This window comes from Bradyrhizobium sp. USDA 4502 (assembly GCF_054063355.1).
The window spans coordinates 5114703-5131404 of sequence record NZ_JBSSGF010000001.1; the positions used below are offsets into that span (position 1 = coordinate 5114703).

General features: G+C 65.4%; 15 protein-coding genes. 6 read left to right on the forward strand and 9 right to left on the reverse strand.

Translation table 11 applies throughout. The features are described from left to right. Positions 1–9: 9 nt before the first annotated feature. The 3 genes from ACVW1B_RS23860 to ACVW1B_RS23870 form a co-directional block, all read right to left on the reverse strand. Positions 10–837, reverse strand: coding sequence for a class I SAM-dependent methyltransferase (locus tag ACVW1B_RS23860; RefSeq protein ID WP_310880704.1), 828 nt, complete (start codon positions 835–837; stop codon positions 10–12). Positions 838–956: 119 nt separating this feature from the next. Further along, positions 957–1364, reverse strand: coding sequence for a hypothetical protein (locus tag ACVW1B_RS23865; protein WP_310880705.1), 408 nt, complete (start codon positions 1362–1364; stop codon positions 957–959). Positions 1365–1442: 78 nt separating this feature from the next. Further along, a complete protein-coding gene (locus tag ACVW1B_RS23870) occupies positions 1443–1748 on the reverse strand; it encodes a nickel-binding protein (protein ID WP_057014965.1) in 306 nt (101 codons plus the stop codon). A gap of 163 nt (positions 1749–1911) precedes the next feature. Here ACVW1B_RS23870 and ACVW1B_RS23875 point away from each other — a divergent pair, with 163 nt between their 5' ends. Beyond that, on the forward strand, positions 1912–3717 hold the full coding sequence (locus tag ACVW1B_RS23875; protein ID WP_253607526.1) for a winged helix-turn-helix domain-containing protein: 1806 nt from the start codon (positions 1912–1914) through the stop codon (positions 3715–3717). Here the strand turns inward: ACVW1B_RS23875 and ACVW1B_RS23880 are convergent, their stop codons facing one another. Both ACVW1B_RS23880 and asd read right to left on the reverse strand, forming a co-directional pair. Continuing rightward, entirely contained in the window at positions 3718–4518 is an 801-nt protein-coding gene (locus ACVW1B_RS23880) for an NUDIX domain-containing protein (RefSeq protein ID WP_456822306.1), read from the reverse strand. A 121-nt stretch (positions 4519–4639) separates the two neighbouring features. Then, positions 4640–5506 (reverse strand): archaetidylserine decarboxylase, encoded by an 867-nt coding sequence (gene asd, locus ACVW1B_RS23885; RefSeq protein ID WP_310880707.1) that lies wholly within the window; start codon positions 5504–5506, stop codon positions 4640–4642. A gap of 34 nt (positions 5507–5540) precedes the next feature. Here asd and ACVW1B_RS23890 point away from each other — a divergent pair, with 34 nt between their 5' ends. Continuing rightward, a complete protein-coding gene (locus ACVW1B_RS23890) occupies positions 5541–7205 on the forward strand; it encodes an aminotransferase class III-fold pyridoxal phosphate-dependent enzyme (protein ID WP_310880708.1) in 1665 nt (554 codons plus the stop codon). A 399-nt stretch (positions 7206–7604) separates the two neighbouring features. Here the strand turns inward: ACVW1B_RS23890 and ACVW1B_RS23895 are convergent, their stop codons facing one another. The 3 genes from ACVW1B_RS23895 to ACVW1B_RS23905 form a co-directional block, all read right to left on the reverse strand. After that, positions 7605–8222, reverse strand: a complete 618-nt coding sequence (locus ACVW1B_RS23895) for a hypothetical protein (RefSeq protein WP_057014961.1) — start codon at positions 8220–8222, stop codon at positions 7605–7607. Positions 8223–8464: 242 nt separating this feature from the next. Next, entirely contained in the window at positions 8465–9154 is a 690-nt protein-coding gene (locus tag ACVW1B_RS23900) for a class I SAM-dependent methyltransferase (protein WP_028332588.1), read from the reverse strand. A gap of 33 nt (positions 9155–9187) precedes the next feature. Next, positions 9188–10243 (reverse strand): glycosyltransferase family 4 protein, encoded by a 1056-nt coding sequence (locus ACVW1B_RS23905; protein WP_310880709.1) that lies wholly within the window; start codon positions 10241–10243, stop codon positions 9188–9190. A gap of 138 nt (positions 10244–10381) precedes the next feature. Between ACVW1B_RS23905 and ACVW1B_RS23910 the strand changes: the two genes are divergently transcribed. Both ACVW1B_RS23910 and ACVW1B_RS23915 read left to right on the forward strand, forming a co-directional pair. Then, positions 10382–11764 carry a TAXI family TRAP transporter solute-binding subunit gene (locus ACVW1B_RS23910; RefSeq protein ID WP_310880710.1) on the forward strand — a complete coding sequence of 461 codons (1383 nt, stop codon included), beginning with the start codon at positions 10382–10384 and terminating at the stop codon, positions 11762–11764. Positions 11765–11880: 116 nt separating this feature from the next. Further along, the gene (locus tag ACVW1B_RS23915) at positions 11881–12663 is read left to right on the forward strand and encodes a sulfite exporter TauE/SafE family protein (RefSeq protein ID WP_310880714.1); all 783 of its coding nucleotides are present in this window, start codon (positions 11881–11883) and stop codon (positions 12661–12663) included. Between the two features lie 23 nt (positions 12664–12686). On the opposite strand, the gene ACVW1B_RS23920 is transcribed toward ACVW1B_RS23915, so the two are convergent. After that, a complete protein-coding gene (locus ACVW1B_RS23920; RefSeq protein ID WP_310880711.1) occupies positions 12687–13907 on the reverse strand; it encodes an acyltransferase family protein in 1221 nt (406 codons plus the stop codon). A gap of 254 nt (positions 13908–14161) precedes the next feature. Here ACVW1B_RS23920 and ACVW1B_RS23925 point away from each other — a divergent pair, with 254 nt between their 5' ends. Together ACVW1B_RS23925 and ACVW1B_RS23930 are read left to right on the forward strand one after the other, a co-directional pair. Then, positions 14162–14851 carry a L,D-transpeptidase gene (locus ACVW1B_RS23925; RefSeq protein WP_168857511.1) on the forward strand — a complete coding sequence of 230 codons (690 nt, stop codon included), beginning with the start codon at positions 14162–14164 and terminating at the stop codon, positions 14849–14851. 190 nt (positions 14852–15041) lie between these two features. After that, positions 15042–16610 carry a DUF4403 family protein gene (locus ACVW1B_RS23930; RefSeq protein WP_310880712.1) on the forward strand — a complete coding sequence of 523 codons (1569 nt, stop codon included), beginning with the start codon at positions 15042–15044 and terminating at the stop codon, positions 16608–16610. Positions 16611–16702 lie beyond the last annotated feature (92 nt).

Genomic DNA, 16702 nt, shown 5'->3' on the forward strand with positions numbered 1-16702 from the left:
AGCGGCAGGTCAGCCGCGCCTGGTGATCACGGCCTCCAGATATTCGCTCGGGATCACCAGCGTGCCGTCCCTGGCGATATTGAACTGGTCCATCAGGCTGAACATGTCGGCGGCGAGCAATTGCTGCTTGACCGGATCGATCGCCCCGAACGCCTTCAGCACGGGCCCGTAATAGGTGCGGAAGATCTCGAGGAAATGCTCGCGCGACCTGTAACGGAAATTGAAGTGCCTGCGCCTGGCATCGAGCGTCGCCTGCGGGCCGAACAAGGCGCCGAGATGCGCCTCGGTGCCCCACAGCGCGGGAGACTTCACGCCCGGCGCCGGCGGCACATACTTCCCGATGGTCTTGAACAGCTGGCCGATGAAGCCTTCCGGCGTCCAGCTTGCGAGGCCGATCTTGCCGCCGATGCGGCAGACGCGGCGCAGTTCATTCGCCGCCTGCTGCTGGTCCGCGGTGAACATGACCCCGAAGGTCGACAGCACGACATCGAAGCTGGCATCGGCAAACGGCAACTTCTCCGCGTCCGCCTCCTGGAACGTGACGGGCAGATGCTCCGCCGCCGCCCGCTCGCGGCCGCGCTCGAGCAACGCCGCGACGTAGTCGGTCGAGACCACGTCGGCAAAGCGCCGTGCCGCGGCCAGCGTCGCATTGCCGTTGCCGGCGGCGACGTCGAGCACCATTTGATTGCTGCGCAGGTCGACTGCCTCGCAGAGCATCTCGCCGACGATCTGGAGCGTGGTGCCGACGATCGCGTAGTCGCCCGAACTCCAGGTGGCTTGCTGGCGCGCCTTGACGGCGGCGAGATCGATGGCCGGCATTTCGGTCTGAACGTTCATGTGCATCTCCTTTGAAAATGTGGTGCGGCTCGCGGCGAGGCCGCCGGCTTCGCCGAAAGTCCGCGGGTTGCGCCAAAAAACGGCGTCGAGCAGTGCAATGACTTCAAATGTGCTGCGCGCTATGTGCGGCGGTCGAGCAGGACCGGGATGGTCGATGCGGCAACTATGCTCCAGTCCGAGCGATGCCTGCAGCCGTGGCTGCTACGCTGCGTCGAGGCGGCCTGCTGCGCCGGAGCTGCACGATGCTCCGGAACGACAGGTTCCTCCGCTCGGGTGAACACGGGCGAGGACAAACCCGCGATCACCAGCCCGAGCAGCGCGCTTCGCCCGATCGGCCGTGAGCAGCGGTTCCCGGCACCCTTCGACTGGCCGCCGGCCTCGCGCGGCATCAGGCGACTGGCCTGCCGCTCGCGATGGGCGAGCATGCCTGCGACCGATTGATTGACGATCCGGCGGATCCGCAAAAGCAGGAAGGAAAAATGCCTTCGTACCGGACTTGAAATGGATTCCATGAATGAAATCGACATAATTGTTTCCTTGATCGAAGTGTGATGGCGCTCCGGATCAGGTTTGGTCGGGATACGCCATGCGACGCCGCGCAGGCGTCATTCGGCTGCAATGGGCGGTTGGACCGGATCACCACGCACCACCACGGTTGCCGCGACCTTGTAGAATTCCTCGCCCGGCATGCCGACGCAGCGCGCATGCTCCCGGATCGAGTCACCGTCACGCGCCTCGTATATGCAGAATGTGCCGATGCGACCATCCGCCTCGTGCACCACGTAGCTGCGGATCCAGCGGACACGGTCCGGCATCTGCTCGTCGCCGACCCTTGCGGACGTTGCGCCGGCGAGTTCCAGCTCGCTCATGTTCGCCCAGGCGCTCGGACGGCGAATGACATAGAGTTCCATCGAAATCTCCTCGGTTGCAATTATTGAACGGCAGGCGCTCATGGCGAGCCATGATCAGCTATAGGCGCTGTCGATGCCGACTGTCCTTACCGCGGACTGATCATTGCCTGATCTTTGTCTGATCCTTGCCTGAACCTTTTCCGCCGAGCCCGCACTCATACACATGGCATTCTCATTTGGACTGTTCGAGCTTGATGAAGCTGGACGCGTGTTGCTGTGCGCGCGCCAAGAGGTCCCATTGCAGCCGCGTGTGTTCGATCTGCTGATTTATCTGGTTCGACACCGCGACCGGGTCATCCCCAAGGAAGAACTCCTCGAAGCCGTCTGGCCGGATGTGACGGTCACAGACAACTCGCTGCAGCGGGCGGTGAGTGCGTTGCGCGCCGCGCTGCGCAACGGCGGCATGGACGGCGCGATCCGAAATCTGCCGGGCAAAGGCTATCGCTTCTTCCTCGAGTCCGAGATCCGGCAGCCGGAACGGATCGACCCTAAGCAAGTCGATGGCACCGTCGGTGCAATCGGTCTCGCCCGACGCGCAGCGGCCGGACAATTGTGGTTGCAGGCAGCGACCCTGTTCGCGAGCGCGGATGAAAGCGGCCAGCTCAACGCTGAAGATCTGCACGATTGGGCGCTCGCCCTGCAGTGCCTCGGCAGGGCCACGGCAGCGATTCCGATTCTGGTTCGCGCGGTCGGCGCACGCAGCCAGGCCGGTGACGCCGCAGGCGCCACGGTCGACGCGATAGCACTCTCGGCCTTGCATTTCGAAAGCGGCCAGGCCGCGATCGGAAAGGGCTGGCTCGCGCGGGCGGAAGATTGGGCTTCAACGCTCGACGATCCTCCGACGACGGCCCTGGTGTTATGGATGAAGTCGAAACTGGCTGCTTTCGATGGCGAACCGGAACAGGCACTCGCGTTGGCCGATGCTGCCTACACCGCCGTCCGATACAAGGATGCGATCAATATCGAAGCGCTGAGCCTGGCCTATCGCGGCTTCTATCGGCTGTGCCTCGGCGACACACACGGAGGACTGTCCGATCAGGACCATGCCGCCGCAGTTGCCCTGTCCAGCAACAATCTGGACCCGATCATGGGCGGCAACCTCTATTGCAACATCCTCTGGGCGGCCCGGATGTTCGGAGATTGGGCACGCGCCGACCAGTGGACGCGGAGCTACCAGAACTTCTGCTCGGGCAGCGGCATGGAATTGACGGGCTCGTGCCAGCTGCACCGCTCCGAGGTGCTCGGCATCCGAGGCTCGCTCGACGAAGCGCTGGCGCGCATTCAGGACGCGCTCGCGCGCCTCACCAGCGATGCGCCCTGGTCGCTTGGCGATGCCAACCGGGTGCTGGGCGATATTCAGGCGGCGATCGGCAATGACGACGCAGCGCTCGAAGCCTATGACAGGGCTTACACGCTGGGCTGGTGTCCGGAGCCGGGCCGCGCCATGCTGCTGCTCGCAAGAGGGGAAGCGGAGGCCGCCTATGCAAGCCTCGAGCGGAGCCTGATCGGCAAGACCTGGTGGACGCTGCAGCGACGCGGAATCCTGCTCGCGCATCTGGCGCTGGTTGCCGCGCACACGCATCGGACCGTTCGAGCGAAGGCATTGATCTGCGAACTGTCGGGAAGTCCGGATCGCTGGCCGATGCCCTCGATCCGCGCACTCACCAACGAAGCACAGGCGATCCTCGCGCTTTCCCGGCAGGACCATGAAACAGCCATGCGGCATCTCCATCTCGCCCGCCAGCTGTGGTCCAGCATCGAAGGGCGGGTCCAGATCGTGCGGCTGCGGCTTCAGATCTCCAGCCTCCAGCTGGAGCATGGAGATGTTCGCGGCGCCATGGCCGAAGTTCATGCGGCACAGCTTCTGGCCCGTGACCTGGGCTCGCCCAAGCGTCTTGCCGAGTGTCTTGCCTTGCAGCGTGACATTGACGCCTGGCAGCCAACGGCGCGACGTCAGATGTGCGGGTGATCACGCCGCGCGGCGCAGCCAGTCGCGCACGCGTTCGATCAGATTCTTGCGCGGCGTGGGCTGAGGTGCCGCGCCGGCCGGCACGACCTCGTGCACGAATGGCGGCGCTTGTTCAGGGATGACCGTCTCGGCGCCCCGCTCGGTCTCGGCAGTTGCATCGGGTGCGGCCACCGGAACGTCTTGCGGCGCCATGGCCGGCGGATCGGGCTCGCTTTGCACCAGCGGCGGCTGATCGATGGCCGGCGTCTCCGCCGGCGTAGCCGCATCGGCAACATCAGGCGCGTCGGCGACCTCCTGCTCGTCGATGACCTGTGGCACAGCTCCTTCGCGAATCCGACGGCGCTCTGCGGCCACGGCTCTCGCCCGCGCGCGCCGCTCGCGCTCGGCGATCGCCGCGGCCTGCAACGCGATCGGTCCGACATTTTCCAGGAACGCGCGCTCATAGCCGCGTGACAGACGCTCGAGTGCCTCATCGAGCGGCAGCCAGTCCACCTCGCGGATGTCGCTCATCAGCGCCCGCACCGGCTTGCCGCCGGCATCCATGCGCCAGTAATGCACCACCTTGGATCGGCCGCCTGAATCATAGACCAGCGTGCCGAGGAATTCGTGCACGTCGACGTCGTGGCCGGTTTCCTCGAGCACCTCGCGTTCGGCAGCGGCGCGCGGCGTCTCGCCGTCGTCGAGCTTGCCTTTCGGCAACACCCATTCATTGCGCTTGCGCAGCCGCACTACGGCGAAGCGCTGCGGTGCGTCCCGCCGCAGCACAATGCCTCCCGCCGCCAGAACAGGCGTCCGCGCCATCTCGTGTCCATCAGGTTTGCGATTTAGGATCGTCGCACGACGATCCCGACCATTCTATGCATGATCGCGAAAAGTGGAAGCCAGTTTTCATGCTCAAACGATGAGCGCGATGGAAACAAGGCTATAAAGGCTTCCGCAGCAGCGGCTCGCCGCATTTGATCCGCGTTCCCTCCGCGACGTTGTCAGGGAATTCGAAATTGCCGGGCGCCAGCACGATGATCGTCGAGCCGTGTTCGAACCAGCCGAGTTCATCGCCCTTCTTCACATGCGCGTTACAGGAAAAATCCACCGGACCCCGCGACTGCGCGTTCAGCGTAATGTCGAGGAAATGCAGGCGGAGGCTCGCGACAAGGATCGCCGCGACCGGAACCAGCGTCAGTGCCTCGCCGGTTGGAAGCTTGGCGCGCAGCACCGCGCGCTCGTTCTTGCAGAACAGCCGCTCGATCCGCTTCAGCGCGATCGGATTGACGTTCCAGACGTCGCCATGAATGAACGCCACCTTGTCGATGGCAAGATCATAGGGCGCGTGGAAGCGGTGATACATGCTCGAGGTCAGCCGCAGTGTGACGAAGCGGCCGTTCCGGTGCTGCTCCACCAGCGCCGGATCGCCGACCAGATCGAGCAGCGAATAGGGCGCGCCCTTGACCTGGAACAATTGCCCGTCCTCGATCCGCCCATGCGCGCCAATGATCGCGTCCGACGGGCTCGCGATGATGGCGGGATCGGCCGCTGCCGGACGCAGGCCGGGCTTGAGCTCGCGGGTGAAGCAATCGTGCAGGCTCCTGAACTCGGTCTTCTTGGCCTCCGACAGATCGAGGTCGGAGAACAGCTTCCAGCAGGCGATCGAGGCGTCGCGCACCAGGGGGTTCTCGACCTTGGAGAACCAGCCCATGAAACGGGTCAGCGCCGCCCGCGGAATCCGGTTGGTGAGCAGGAAATTGAGGTCTTCCTGCTGGGTGAATGCCGAGATCAGGCCCTTGACTGTCATGAATCTGTTAGGTGCTGAGGCTAGCGCTTCTGTCATGGAAACATCCCTTCCGATTCTCTCGCTGTCCGCCGCCGCGCTTGCCGGCGCCGCCGCAGCTTTCCCCAAAATTCAGGCCCGCATCGCGCTCTCGCGTGCCAAGCACCGCTCGCTGACCGGACATTCCAAGATGTCCAAGATGGTCGCGCGGATGGTCCCGCACTACGAATTCGACATCGACGACTTCTTCCGCTCCGACGGCGCGCCGAAGGACGTCGCGATGCAGCGCCAGGACGGCTTCTTCCGCCTCGCCGGCCTCTACGGGGATCGCTACCCCAAGGGCCGCGCGCTGACCGCCGAGGTCACGGAGCGCATCTCCGACCTGCAGTTCACCGAAACCTACCGCGTGCCGTTCCAGTACAGCCGCCTGGTGCGCGAACATCTCGGCACCTCGGCCTTCGTCGAGGCCTCCAGCGGCGTCACCGTCACCGACGTCGACGGCAATGTGTTCTACGACCTGACCGGCTCCTACGGCGTCAACATCTTCGGCAACGACTTCTACAAGGAGTGCATCGCCGAGGGTGAGAAGCGCGCCCACGCGCTCGGCCCCGTGCTCGGCCCCTACCACCCGATCATTGCCGACAACGTCAAACGGCTGTGCGAGCTGTCCGGCCTCGACGAGGTCTCGTTCCACATGTCCGGCACCGAGGCGGTGATGCAGGCGGTGCGGCTCGCGCGCTACCACACCAAGCGGAAGCGCCTCGTGCGCTTCGCCGGCGCCTATCACGGCTGGTGGGGCGACGTGCAGCCCGGCGTCGGCAACCCGGTGTCGCCGCACGAGACCTTCACGCTCGCCGACATGTCGGAGAAGACGCTGCACGTGCTGCGGACGCGCAACGACATCGCCTGTGTGCTGGTCAACCCGCTGCAGGCGCTGCATCCCAATTCCAACGCGCCCGGCGATTCCGCGCTGGTCGACTCCTCGCGCTCCTCCAAATACGACCGCGCCGCCTACACCGAATGGCTGAAGAAGCTGCGCGAGGTGTGCACCGAACGCGGCATCGTCCTGATCTTCGACGAGGTGTTCGTCGGCTTCCGCCTCGCCGCCGGCGGCGCCCAGGAATATTTCGGCGTCAAGGCCGACATGGCGACCTACGGCAAGAGCCTGGCCGGCGGGCTTCCGGTCGGCGTGGTGTGCGGCCGCAAGGATTTGATGCGGCGCTTCCGCGACGACCGCCCGGCCGACATCTGCTTCGCCCGCGGCACCTTCAACTCGCATCCCTATGTGATGACGGCGATGGACGAGTTCCTGAGCCGGCTCGCCAGCCCGAACTTCCGCTCGATCTACAACGGGCTGGACGAGACCTGGAACGGCCGTGCCAAGGCGCTCAACGACCGCCTCGCCGCGCAAGGCCTTCCAGTTCGGGTCGGCAACATCTCGTCGATCTGGACCGTCTATTACACCGAGCCGTCCCGCTACAACTGGATGCTGCAATACTATCTGCGGGCCGAGGGACTGGCGCTGAGCTGGGTCGGCACCGGCCGCCTGATCTTCACCCTGAACTACACCGACGCCGACTTCGCCGAGGTCAGCGACCGCTTCGTTGCGGCAGCCGAGAAGATGAAGCGCGACGGCTGGTGGTGGCACAAGGCCGGCCTTACCAACAAGAACATCAAGCGGCAGATCCTGAAGGAGATGGTCGCCGTGAGGTTCGGCCGCTGAGCACACCGTCATTCCGGGGCGATGCACAGCATCGAACCCGGAATCTCGAGATTCCGGGTTCGCTCGCTGGCGCGATCGCCCCGGAATGACGGCGTTTGGGTCGTCACCGTGAAGTTCAGGCGCTGAGGCAACGCGCGGCCCTCCTACTCCCTCGCCCCGCTCTTGCGGGGAGAGGGCTGGGGTGAGGGGCTGCATCCATAAAATCGGAAATGGACGGACTCGTGGTGAGCCCCCCTCACCCGGATCGCTGGCGCGATCCGACCTCTCCCCGCAAGCGGGGCGAGGTGACGTGTACGCGCGGTCGAAGGCGCTCAAGTGATGATCCGCCGTAATCCTAAGACGTAGATGCCCGGGACAAGCCCGGGCATGACGCAGCTTGAAGACGCTGAGGGCAACCGATCAGGCGTGCTTGACGTGCTTCTCGAGACCCGGATCGATCAGTTCGCCCTTCATCAGGAACAGCGGCGCCTTGTGATAGAGCTTCAGATCGTTGAACGGGTCGGTGACGATCTTGGTCATCCAGACGAGGCCGGTCTCGACGTCGCGGATGAAGAACAAATGGATCGTGCGGAACAAGAGGCCACCGATGCCAACCACGAGCCAGATCTTGGCCACCTGGCGGGTGAAGTCGCCCATCGTGACCCAGGGCTTGAACAGGCCGAACAGCGTCGGATCGAAGTACAGCACCATCGGCGACAGCGCCCAGATCGCCATCAGCACGACCTTGCGCTGCAGATTGTAGCCGACCTTGATGTCTTCCTTGTGCTCATGGGTCGCCTGGTTGACGTGGTCGTAGCCCTTCGGCTCGAAGAAGAAGTGACCGGCCTGGCGCGAGGTCATCGAGACCAGCCAGCCGACCAGCGCCGACACGACCGGATCGAAGAACAGCATCACATAGGCGAACAGGAAGCTCAGCGCGCTGACGAAGTGCAGGCTCTGGTTGATCCGGCTGTGATGGTAGAAGCGATGGTCATCCCAACGCTGGGTACGCAGCTCTTGCAGGAAATTCTTGATCATTGGTTCCCCCAACATCTTTCGGAACAGGATTTACAGGGATTCGATGTATCGCGTGTGACATCATCATAATGACATATGACAATGCGGAGCGACGCCTTGACGCAACCGGAGCAGGGTCTCGCCTCATCCCGAGAAGATCTGCGGAGATCAGGCGAAGGAGATCGCAGCCTCCCGGCCTGGGGTGCGCTGTGCGCTACCTCACCCGGGAGGAGCGGCGGGCTGGGCCGCCTGGCCGGGCCGCCTCAGGCGGCTTTGGCGACATCCGCCTTGCGGAAGCGGACCAGCGAGAAGTGGCCGAGCGGCGGAATCAGGCGCCGCTCCGCGAGCTCCATGCCGCGCGCGCCCGCGAGCCATTTGGTGTAGCGCGACCAGGCGAATTCGGCGGTCCGGAACCCGAGCGGGCGCACCACCGGCTGCAGCTTCTGCTCGATGAAGCGGCGCACGCCGGCATCGGCGCTGACGCGGGTCAGGATGATCAGCTCACCGCCCGGACGCACCACGCGGGCGAACTCGTCGAGCGCGGCTTCCGGGTTCGGCACCGCCGACAGCACATACTGCGCCATCACCACGTCGAACGAATTGTCGGGGAATTCCAGCTTCTCGGCGTCCATCACCGCGAGGCCCTCGACATTCTTCAGGCCCCGCTCCGCGACCCGCTTCTTAGCCTTCTCCAGCATCGCTTCCGAGATGTCGGTGCCGAAGATGCGGACGTTCTGGCTGTAGAGCGGCAGCGAGATGCCGGTGCCGACGCCGACCTCGAGCACCCGGCCGCCGATCTTGTTGGTGGCCTGGATCGCGGCCTGCCGGCCCTTGCTGAACACACCGCCAAACACGAGGTCGTAGATCGGCGCCCAGCGGTCATAGGCCTGCTCGACCGTCTCGCGGTCGAAGTCCATGGAACGGTCGGCACCCAGCTTGATGATTTCAGCCATAGATCGTCTCTCGCCTCTCGTTCGATTGAGCTGTTAATTCGGAACCGCGCTGCGGCCGGCAACGCGGCGGGCGGGCCGCAGCGCGCGGCTCGGCTGCAGCGTGGCCAGATTGCCGATGAACTGACGCGCACTGTTTTCCCAGGAACGCTCCAACGCAAAATTGCGGCAGTCCGCGCGCGACATCGTCAGCGCGCGCAGGCAGGCGCTGCGCAGGTCGTTGTCGATCGCGCCGATCGGATGGTTGGCGATGACGTCCTTCGGGCCGGTGACCGGGAATGCCGCGACCGGCGTGCCGCAGGCCAGCGCCTCGAGCTGTACGACGCCGAAGGTGTCGGTCAGGCTCGGGAACACGAAGACGTCGGCGGCGGCGAGGTGCGAGGTCAAATCCTGCCCCTTCTTCTCGCCGAGGAAAATCGCGTCGGGATATTTCTGTTCCAATGCCGCCCTTTGCGGGCCGTCGCCGACCACGACCTTGGAGCCCGGCAGGTCCAGCGACAGGAAGGCGTCGAGGTTCTTCTCCACCGCGACGCGGCCCATGGTCATGAAGATCGGCCGCGGCAGATCGAGCACCGCCGGCTGGTCCGGATTGAAGATCCTGGTGTCGACGCCGCGGGTCCAGAAGCCGAGCCTGCGGAAGCCGCGCTCGGCGAGCTCGCTGCGCAGCGAGTCGGTCGCGACCATCGTCATCGACCCGGCGGCGTGGAAGTGGCGCAGCACCGCGTAGCCGACGCTGTCGGGAATTCCGGTGCGAACCGAAACATATTCCGGGAAGCGCGTTGTATAGGATGTGGTGAAGGCGAGCTTGTTGCGCTGGCAATAGCCGCGCACCGCCCAGCCGATCGGCCCTTCGGTCGCGATGTGGATCGCCTCGGGCGCGGCCTCCTCGATCCGGCGCGCGATCTCGCGGCGGTTCGGCAGCGCCACGCGCAGGCCAGGATAGGTCGGCACGCCAACCGAGCGGAAACCGTCGGGAGTGAGGAATTCGATCTCGGCGCCGAGCCCGGCTGCGCTGCGCGCAAGCGACGTCAGCGTCCGGACCACGCCGTTGACTTGCGGATGCCAGGCATCGGTCGCAACGAGTATGCGCATTGCAGGAGATCCAAATCGTTAATCTTGATTCTGCTCGCACGACGTTCTGACATGGATGTTTCAAACGTATGACGTCATCGAAATGTTAGGTTGTTTTTCACGGCAAACGGCCGGTTTTTCGTGTAACGTGACAGCCAGATGTCAGAGCAGAGTGAAAATCCCGGCACCAAGCGCCGCAGGCTCAGGCGACGAAACTCGTCGCTGCTGATCCTTGCGGCCGGCATGCTTGTGTTCGGCCTCGCCGCCGGCGCGCTGTATTACGCGCTGCGTCCGGTGACGCTCGCGATCGCGGTCGGCCCGACCGGCAGCGAGGACGTCAAGCTGATCCAGGGTTTCGCCCAGGTCTTTACGCACGACGGCAGCTCGGTGCGGCTGAAGCCGGTCACGACGCAGGGCTCCGCCGAGAGCATCGCGCTGTTCACGGCGAACAAGGTCGACCTCGCGGTGGTGCGCGGCGACCTCGATCTGCCCGCGAGCGCCGAGTCGGTTGCGATCCTGCGCAAGAATGTCGTCGTGCTGTGGGCGCCCTCGGGCGCCAAAGGCAAGCGGCGGTCCGCGAAGATCAAGAGCATCGACGATCTCGCCGGCCACAAGGTCGGCGTGGTCGGCAGCACCCAGGCCAATGTCACGCTGCTGCGCGTGATCCTGACCGAATCCGGCGTCAACCCCGACAAGGTCGCGGTCAGCCAGTTCGCCGTCAACAAGATCGCCGACCTCGCGCGCGATCCCTCGCTCGATGCCTACATGACCGTCGGCCCGCTCGACAGCAAGGTGACGGCGGAAGCGATTACAGCGACGGCGGCCGCGCGCGGCGAGCCGGTCTTCCTCCCGGTCGATGTCTCGGAGGCAATCGCGCAGAAGCATCCGCGCTATGAGTCCGAGGAGATCGCCGGCAGCATCTTCTCCTCGTCGCCGGCGCGGCCCGAGGACAAGGTTGAGACCGTCAGCGTCAATCACCTCATCATCGCGCAGCATGCGCTGAGCGAGGCGACCGTCGGCGCGCTCGACCGGCAGCTGTTCACGCTGCGCCTCCAGGTCGCGCGCGATCTGCCGGCGGCGGCAAAGATCGAGAAGCCCGACACCGACAAGGACGCCGCGCTGCCGGCGCATCAGGGCGCGGCCGCCTATATCGACGGCACCGAGCGCACCTTCCTCGAAAAATACTCCGACTACATCTGGGGCGGCATCCTGCTGCTCTCCGGCCTCGGCTCGGCCGGCGCCTGGCTGCGCCACTACGTGAAGCGCGACGAGCGCGAGCACTACATCACCCATCGCGACAATCTGCTGACCCTGATCTCGCAGGTGCGCGGCGCCGAGACGCCGGAACAGCTCGCCGCCATGCAGGGCGAAGCGGATGCCCTGTTGCGCGAGGCGCTCGACTGCTACGACGACGGCGCGATCGAGGAAGGCGATCTCTCGGTGATCGGGCTGACGCTCGAGCAATTCCATCACGCCGTCTCCGACCGCCGCGCCGTGATCAACGGCGACAAGCCGGGCCTGCCGCGGATGCGCGCCGGCTAGGCCGCGTGCACGCCGAATTGCACCGAGAGCAATGTGCACCGAGAGCAATGTTTGGATTGCGCATGCAGGCGCGCGTGGCCATGTTGAGTACTGACCACAACGCTTCGCACGACACCATGATCACGTCCATCGTCGCTGACCTGCCCGGGCCTTTCGTGCTCGCGGTTGCCTTCGCCGGCGTCTTCCTGATCGCCTTCATGAAGGGCGCGTTCGGCGGCGGTTTTGCCATCGTCGGCATCCCGCTGCTGTCGCTGGCGATGGACCCGATCGCGGCGGGCGCGCTGCTGGCACCATTGTTCGTCGTCATGGACGTCACCGCGCTGCGGTTCTGGCGCCCGAGCACGTGGTCGCGCATCGACCTCGCGATGCTGCTGCCGGCGCTCGTCATCGGCATCGGCCTCGGCTATTTCGTGCTGCGCGATCTCGACCGGCATGCCGTCGAGATCGTGATGGGCGTGGTGACGCTGGTGTTCGCCGCGCTGTGGTTTCTCGGCGGCGGCGAGATCAAGCCGCGTCCGCGCTCGACGTTCAAGGCGACGTTCGCCGGCCTGTCCTCCGGCGTCACCACGATGGTGGCCCATTCGGGCGGGCCGCCGCTTGCGATCTATCTGCTGCCGCTCGGCATGCCGAAGGCGCTCTACGCCGGCACCACCAGCCTGTTCTTTACGGTCGGCAACCTCTTGAAGGCCGGCCCGTGGCTCGTGCTGGCCACGCCGTCGCGCAGCCTGTGGATGCTGATGGCGCTTTGCGTGCCGGCGGTGCCGGTTGGCGTCTGGGCCGGATGGCGGCTGCACGAACGTCTCGACCAGCGCGCGCTGTACCGCGCCTGCTACGCCATTCTGGTCATCACCGCGGCCAAGCTGCTGTGGGACGGATCGGCCGGATATCTCAGCTCCTGAACGGCGAAGGTGCTGGCTCCTCGTCAGGAGGAGTGTCTGCTGCGGACGACGTTCGCGGCAACGGCAAGAGGCGCAATGTCCTGGCGCGGCGCGGACGCGTCGTCCGGCGCAAGGCGCTCGCGCGCCACGAAGGAGAAGCGGCTGCGCAGTTTCAGGATCGGCTTCTCGATCCAGTGCCAGGAGAACGCGGCGAACAGCGTGATCAGCAGCAGCGCAATCGCGAACTGAACGATCACGGGCGCGTGCGGCAGCCATACCCGCACAACCTGCTGCACCGGAAAGCCGTAGAGATAGATGCCGTAGGAATAGTCGCCGCGCGAAATCAGCGGCAGCCTCGGCAGCTTCGAAACGCCGAGATAGGCGGTGATATAGACCAGCGCCGGGGCGATCAGCAGATTGAGCACCGGCTGGCTCATCCAGTCCGCCGGACCGAGCAGCGCGGCGCCCGCGCAGAGCGCGCAGCACGCGGCGAGAAGCCTTCCGTTGTAGGGAATGCGGTCACGATAGAGATAGATCGCGATGCCGAGCATGAACGCGACCGGCAGCTTCGCGCCGCGTCCGAGGAACGGCGCCGTGCTGAAGATCCTGTCATGCAGCGTACCGGCGACCCCGGCGGGCAGTTGCGAGGGTTGCGCGCCATGCCCGGTGAGTACGAGCGCAAGGCCGATGCCGACCAGCACGAGCGCACCGAGCACGATGAGCGGCGGCTTGCGCAACAGGCCGAACAGGATGAACACCGTCATCAGCGCGTAGCAGCCATATTCGAACGGCACCGTCCACAGCGAGCTGTTGACCTCCGGCGCGGGATTGCCGCTGAACACGCCGGGCAGGACGTAGTTCACGAGGCCGATGATGTTGGTGAAGTATTTGTAGGTGCCGAAATTGGTGAAATAGTCCGACAGCGGCAGCGCGGTGAAGATCGGTCCGAGGATCAGCGCCGACAGCACGATCTCGACCGCAAGCGCCGGAATGATCCGCATGCCGCGATTGGTGAGAAACTCCCTCAGCGAGAGCCGCAGCCCGCTGGCCGCGATCAGAAACCCGCTCAGCGCAAAGAACATCACGAGAATGGCGTAGTGCGGAAACCAGGCGATCCACGCCTGCTCGCCGTCGCCACTGCCGCCCGCGACATAGGGCGCGTGGGCGGCGACGACGGAAATCGCCAGTGCGATACGGAGAAAATCGAACCCGGGGCCGAAGCCCTTCTGCCGATCCAGCATGCTGCCGATCGTGTGCCCCAGCATCATTTCCACTCCATTCCGAAACCAATGCGCTGGGACAGCAAGCGCCGTGCCAGGAAGACTGTCTTGCGGCGGGACAACCCCTTCCCGGCAACCCGGCCTTAACCGTGCGACGAAACACGCACGAAACAATTCCCTAACGGCACGAAACCATTTTGGCGATTTCGTGCAAACGTCCTGAAACGCCTCACCTGTACTGCTTTGACCCAACGACGCGCCGGAACTGGCGCGCAGGGCGCAAACAACAGGGGTCGACAATGTTCAATTCCATCAAGCTGAACTCACGTCTCGCTGCCGCCGCCTTCGGTGCGCTGGCGATTGGCACCGTCGCTTTTTCGAATTCCGCCGCGGCCGCTCCGCTGCCGATGTTCCCCTTCATCCTGACGCCGCCGACCGAGGCCGTGCAGCCGCCGGTGCAGTCGATGCCGCAGGCGCAGGAGGAAGACCGTTCGGTTGAGTTGCCCGCCCGCCTGCGCCGCCAGGTCGTCGCCTATCCGACGCGCGAGGCGCCCGGCACCATCATCATCGACACCCCGCACACCTATCTCTATCTCGTGCTCGGCAACGGCCAGGCCATGCGCTACGGCATCGGCATCGGCCGCGACGGCTTCACCTGGTCGGGCACCCAGACCATCACCAAGAAGGCAGAGTGGCCGGATTGGACGCCCCCGCCGGAAATGATCGCCCGCCAGCCCTATCTGCCGCGCCACATGGCCGGCGGCCCCGGCAATCCGCTCGGCGCCCGCGCCATGTATCTCGGCGGCACCATCTACCGCATCCACGGCACCAACGCGCCGGAGACGATCGGCACCCGCGTGTCCTCCGGTTGCCTGCGCCTGACCAACGCAGATGTCTCCGACCTCTATTCGCGGGTCAGCGTCGGCACCAAGGTGATCGTGCTGCCGATGACCGACCGCCGCGCCGATCTCGGCTCGGCCGTCCGCTAAGCCCCTCCCCTCCAAGGCGTCCTTAATAAAGGCGTCCTCGACCACGGCTCCGGCATTCTCGTGCCGGGGCCGTTGTCGCGTTCATCAACCTTAACGCCTTCCGCCCCTGAAGCAGCTTGATCCCGCCACACTGGCGCCCTCGTCGGGGGGCCTGTACAAGCCGTCAAGTTGATTTTCATCCGGGGGAATGATGCGTCTACCGATGCATCCAAGGACGATAGCGCTCGGGATCGCGGTGGTGCTGGTCTCGTTCGTGATCAGCCTCAAGGCAATGGACTGGCTCGCGCCGAGCGTCACCGTGCAGCAGCCGAAGCTCGCAGAGCTGCCGCCGCTGCCGCAGGCGCCGCGTTCTTCGACGATCGTGGCGCAGGTCTCGGTCGCGCTGTCGGCGATCCGCGACGCCGCCGAACGCGGCGCGCCGAAGACGTTCGGCGGCAAGGCCGACAACCCGGTCCAGCAAATCCTGCAAAATGCCGACATCGGCTGGACCGCATCGCGCGGGCCGATCGCCGCCACCGGCGCGCAGGACGTGCTGACGCTGACCACCCCGATCAACGGCACGCTCAAGGTCACCGGCGCGTTGTCCGCCAAGGCAACCGGCGCGGTCAACGACGCGCTCGGCAGCCTGCTCGGCGGCAATGTCGCCAAGCAGATCGGCGCCGTGAACATCAAGAACATCAACGCCAACGCCGAGATCAAGGGCAACGTCACCCTCACCGCGCGCCCGAAGCTCGGTGCATCCTGGCGGATCGAGCCGAACCTGCAGGCACAGGTCAATCTCGGCGACACCAGCCTGTCGACGGCCGGCGTCCGCATCAGCGTGCCGGCCCAGGTCAAGCCTGTCATCGACAAGGCGGTCGCCGACCAGATTTCCGTGGTCGAGGCCCGATTGCACAACGACCCGGTGTTCCAGAACAACGCCCGCACGCAATGGGCCAAGGCCTGCCGCTCGATCCCGCTGCAAGGTACCGGCGGCACCACCTCGATGCCGCCGATGTGGCTCGAACTGCGACCGACCCGCGCGATCGCCGCGCAGCCGAAGGTCGATGCGTCCTCGCTGATCCTGACGATGGGGATCGAGGCCGAAACGCGGATCACGGAGGCGCAGACCACCCCGAACTGCCCGTTCCCCGAAAAACTCTCGATCGTGCCGCCGATGCCGAGCCAGGTCGCGATCGGCCTGCCGGTCGACCTGTCCTTCACCACGCTGAGCCAGCTGGTCGAGGCACAGCTCAAGGGCAAGACCTTCCCCGAGGACGGCTCCGGTCCGGTCGACGTAACCGTCAAAAGCGCGAGCATCGCCGCCTCCGGCGACCGGCTTCTGATCTCGCTCCTGGTGCACGCCAAGGAAAAGGCCAGCTGGTTCGGGCTGGGCGCCGAGGCAACCGTGCACATCTGGGGCCGGCCGCGGCTCGACCAGCCGTCGCAGACGCTGCGGCTGACCGACGTCGAGCTGGCGGTGGAATCCGAGGCCGCGTTCGGCCTGCTCGGCGCCGCCGCACGCGCGGCGATCCCGCACATGCAGCAGACCCTCAACGATCGGCTGGTGGTCGACCTGAAGCCATTCGCGACCAACGCGCAGCGCAAGGTCGCCGCCGCCATCGCCGACCTGCAGAAGAACGAGGAGGGCATCCGCGTCGACGCCGAGGTCAACAGCATCCGGCTGGCCGGGATCGACTTCGATTCCAAGACGTTGCGGGTGATCGTGGAAACCGACGGCAGCATCAAGGCCGCCGTCACCGCGTTACCGGCGCTGTAGGACACTGCCCGAGCGGATTGCTCTCTTACCTCGCCCCGCTTGCGGGGAGAGGTCGGATTGCGAAGCAATCCGGGTGAGGGGGTACAGGTCTC

Coding starts and splice junctions, on each gene's coding strand:
- ACVW1B_RS23930 (WP_310880712.1), top strand. CDS start 15,042: ATGCGTCTACCGATGCATCCAAGGACGATAGCGCTCGGGATCGCGGTG.
- ACVW1B_RS23925 (WP_168857511.1), top strand. CDS start 14,162: ATGTTCAATTCCATCAAGCTGAACTCACGTCTCGCTGCCGCCGCCTTC.
- ACVW1B_RS23875 (WP_253607526.1), top strand. CDS start 1,912: ATGGCATTCTCATTTGGACTGTTCGAGCTTGATGAAGCTGGACGCGTG.
- ACVW1B_RS23905 (WP_310880709.1), bottom strand. CDS start 10,243: ATGCGCATACTCGTTGCGACCGATGCCTGGCATCCGCAAGTCAACGGC.
- ACVW1B_RS23910 (WP_310880710.1), top strand. CDS start 10,382: ATGTCAGAGCAGAGTGAAAATCCCGGCACCAAGCGCCGCAGGCTCAGG.
- ACVW1B_RS23890 (WP_310880708.1), top strand. CDS start 5,541: ATGGAAACATCCCTTCCGATTCTCTCGCTGTCCGCCGCCGCGCTTGCC.
- ACVW1B_RS23870 (WP_057014965.1), bottom strand. CDS start 1,748: ATGGAACTCTATGTCATTCGCCGTCCGAGCGCCTGGGCGAACATGAGC.
- ACVW1B_RS23920 (WP_310880711.1), bottom strand. CDS start 13,907: ATGCTGGGGCACACGATCGGCAGCATGCTGGATCGGCAGAAGGGCTTC.
- asd (WP_310880707.1), bottom strand. CDS start 5,506: ATGACAGTCAAGGGCCTGATCTCGGCATTCACCCAGCAGGAAGACCTC.
- ACVW1B_RS23880 (WP_456822306.1), bottom strand. CDS start 4,518: ATGGCGCGGACGCCTGTTCTGGCGGCGGGAGGCATTGTGCTGCGGCGG.
- ACVW1B_RS23860 (WP_310880704.1), bottom strand. CDS start 837: ATGAACGTTCAGACCGAAATGCCGGCCATCGATCTCGCCGCCGTCAAG.
- ACVW1B_RS23895 (WP_057014961.1), bottom strand. CDS start 8,222: ATGATCAAGAATTTCCTGCAAGAGCTGCGTACCCAGCGTTGGGATGAC.
- ACVW1B_RS23865 (WP_310880705.1), bottom strand. CDS start 1,364: ATGTCGATTTCATTCATGGAATCCATTTCAAGTCCGGTACGAAGGCAT.
- ACVW1B_RS23900 (WP_028332588.1), bottom strand. CDS start 9,154: ATGGCTGAAATCATCAAGCTGGGTGCCGACCGTTCCATGGACTTCGAC.
- ACVW1B_RS23915 (WP_310880714.1), top strand. CDS start 11,881: ATGATCACGTCCATCGTCGCTGACCTGCCCGGGCCTTTCGTGCTCGCG.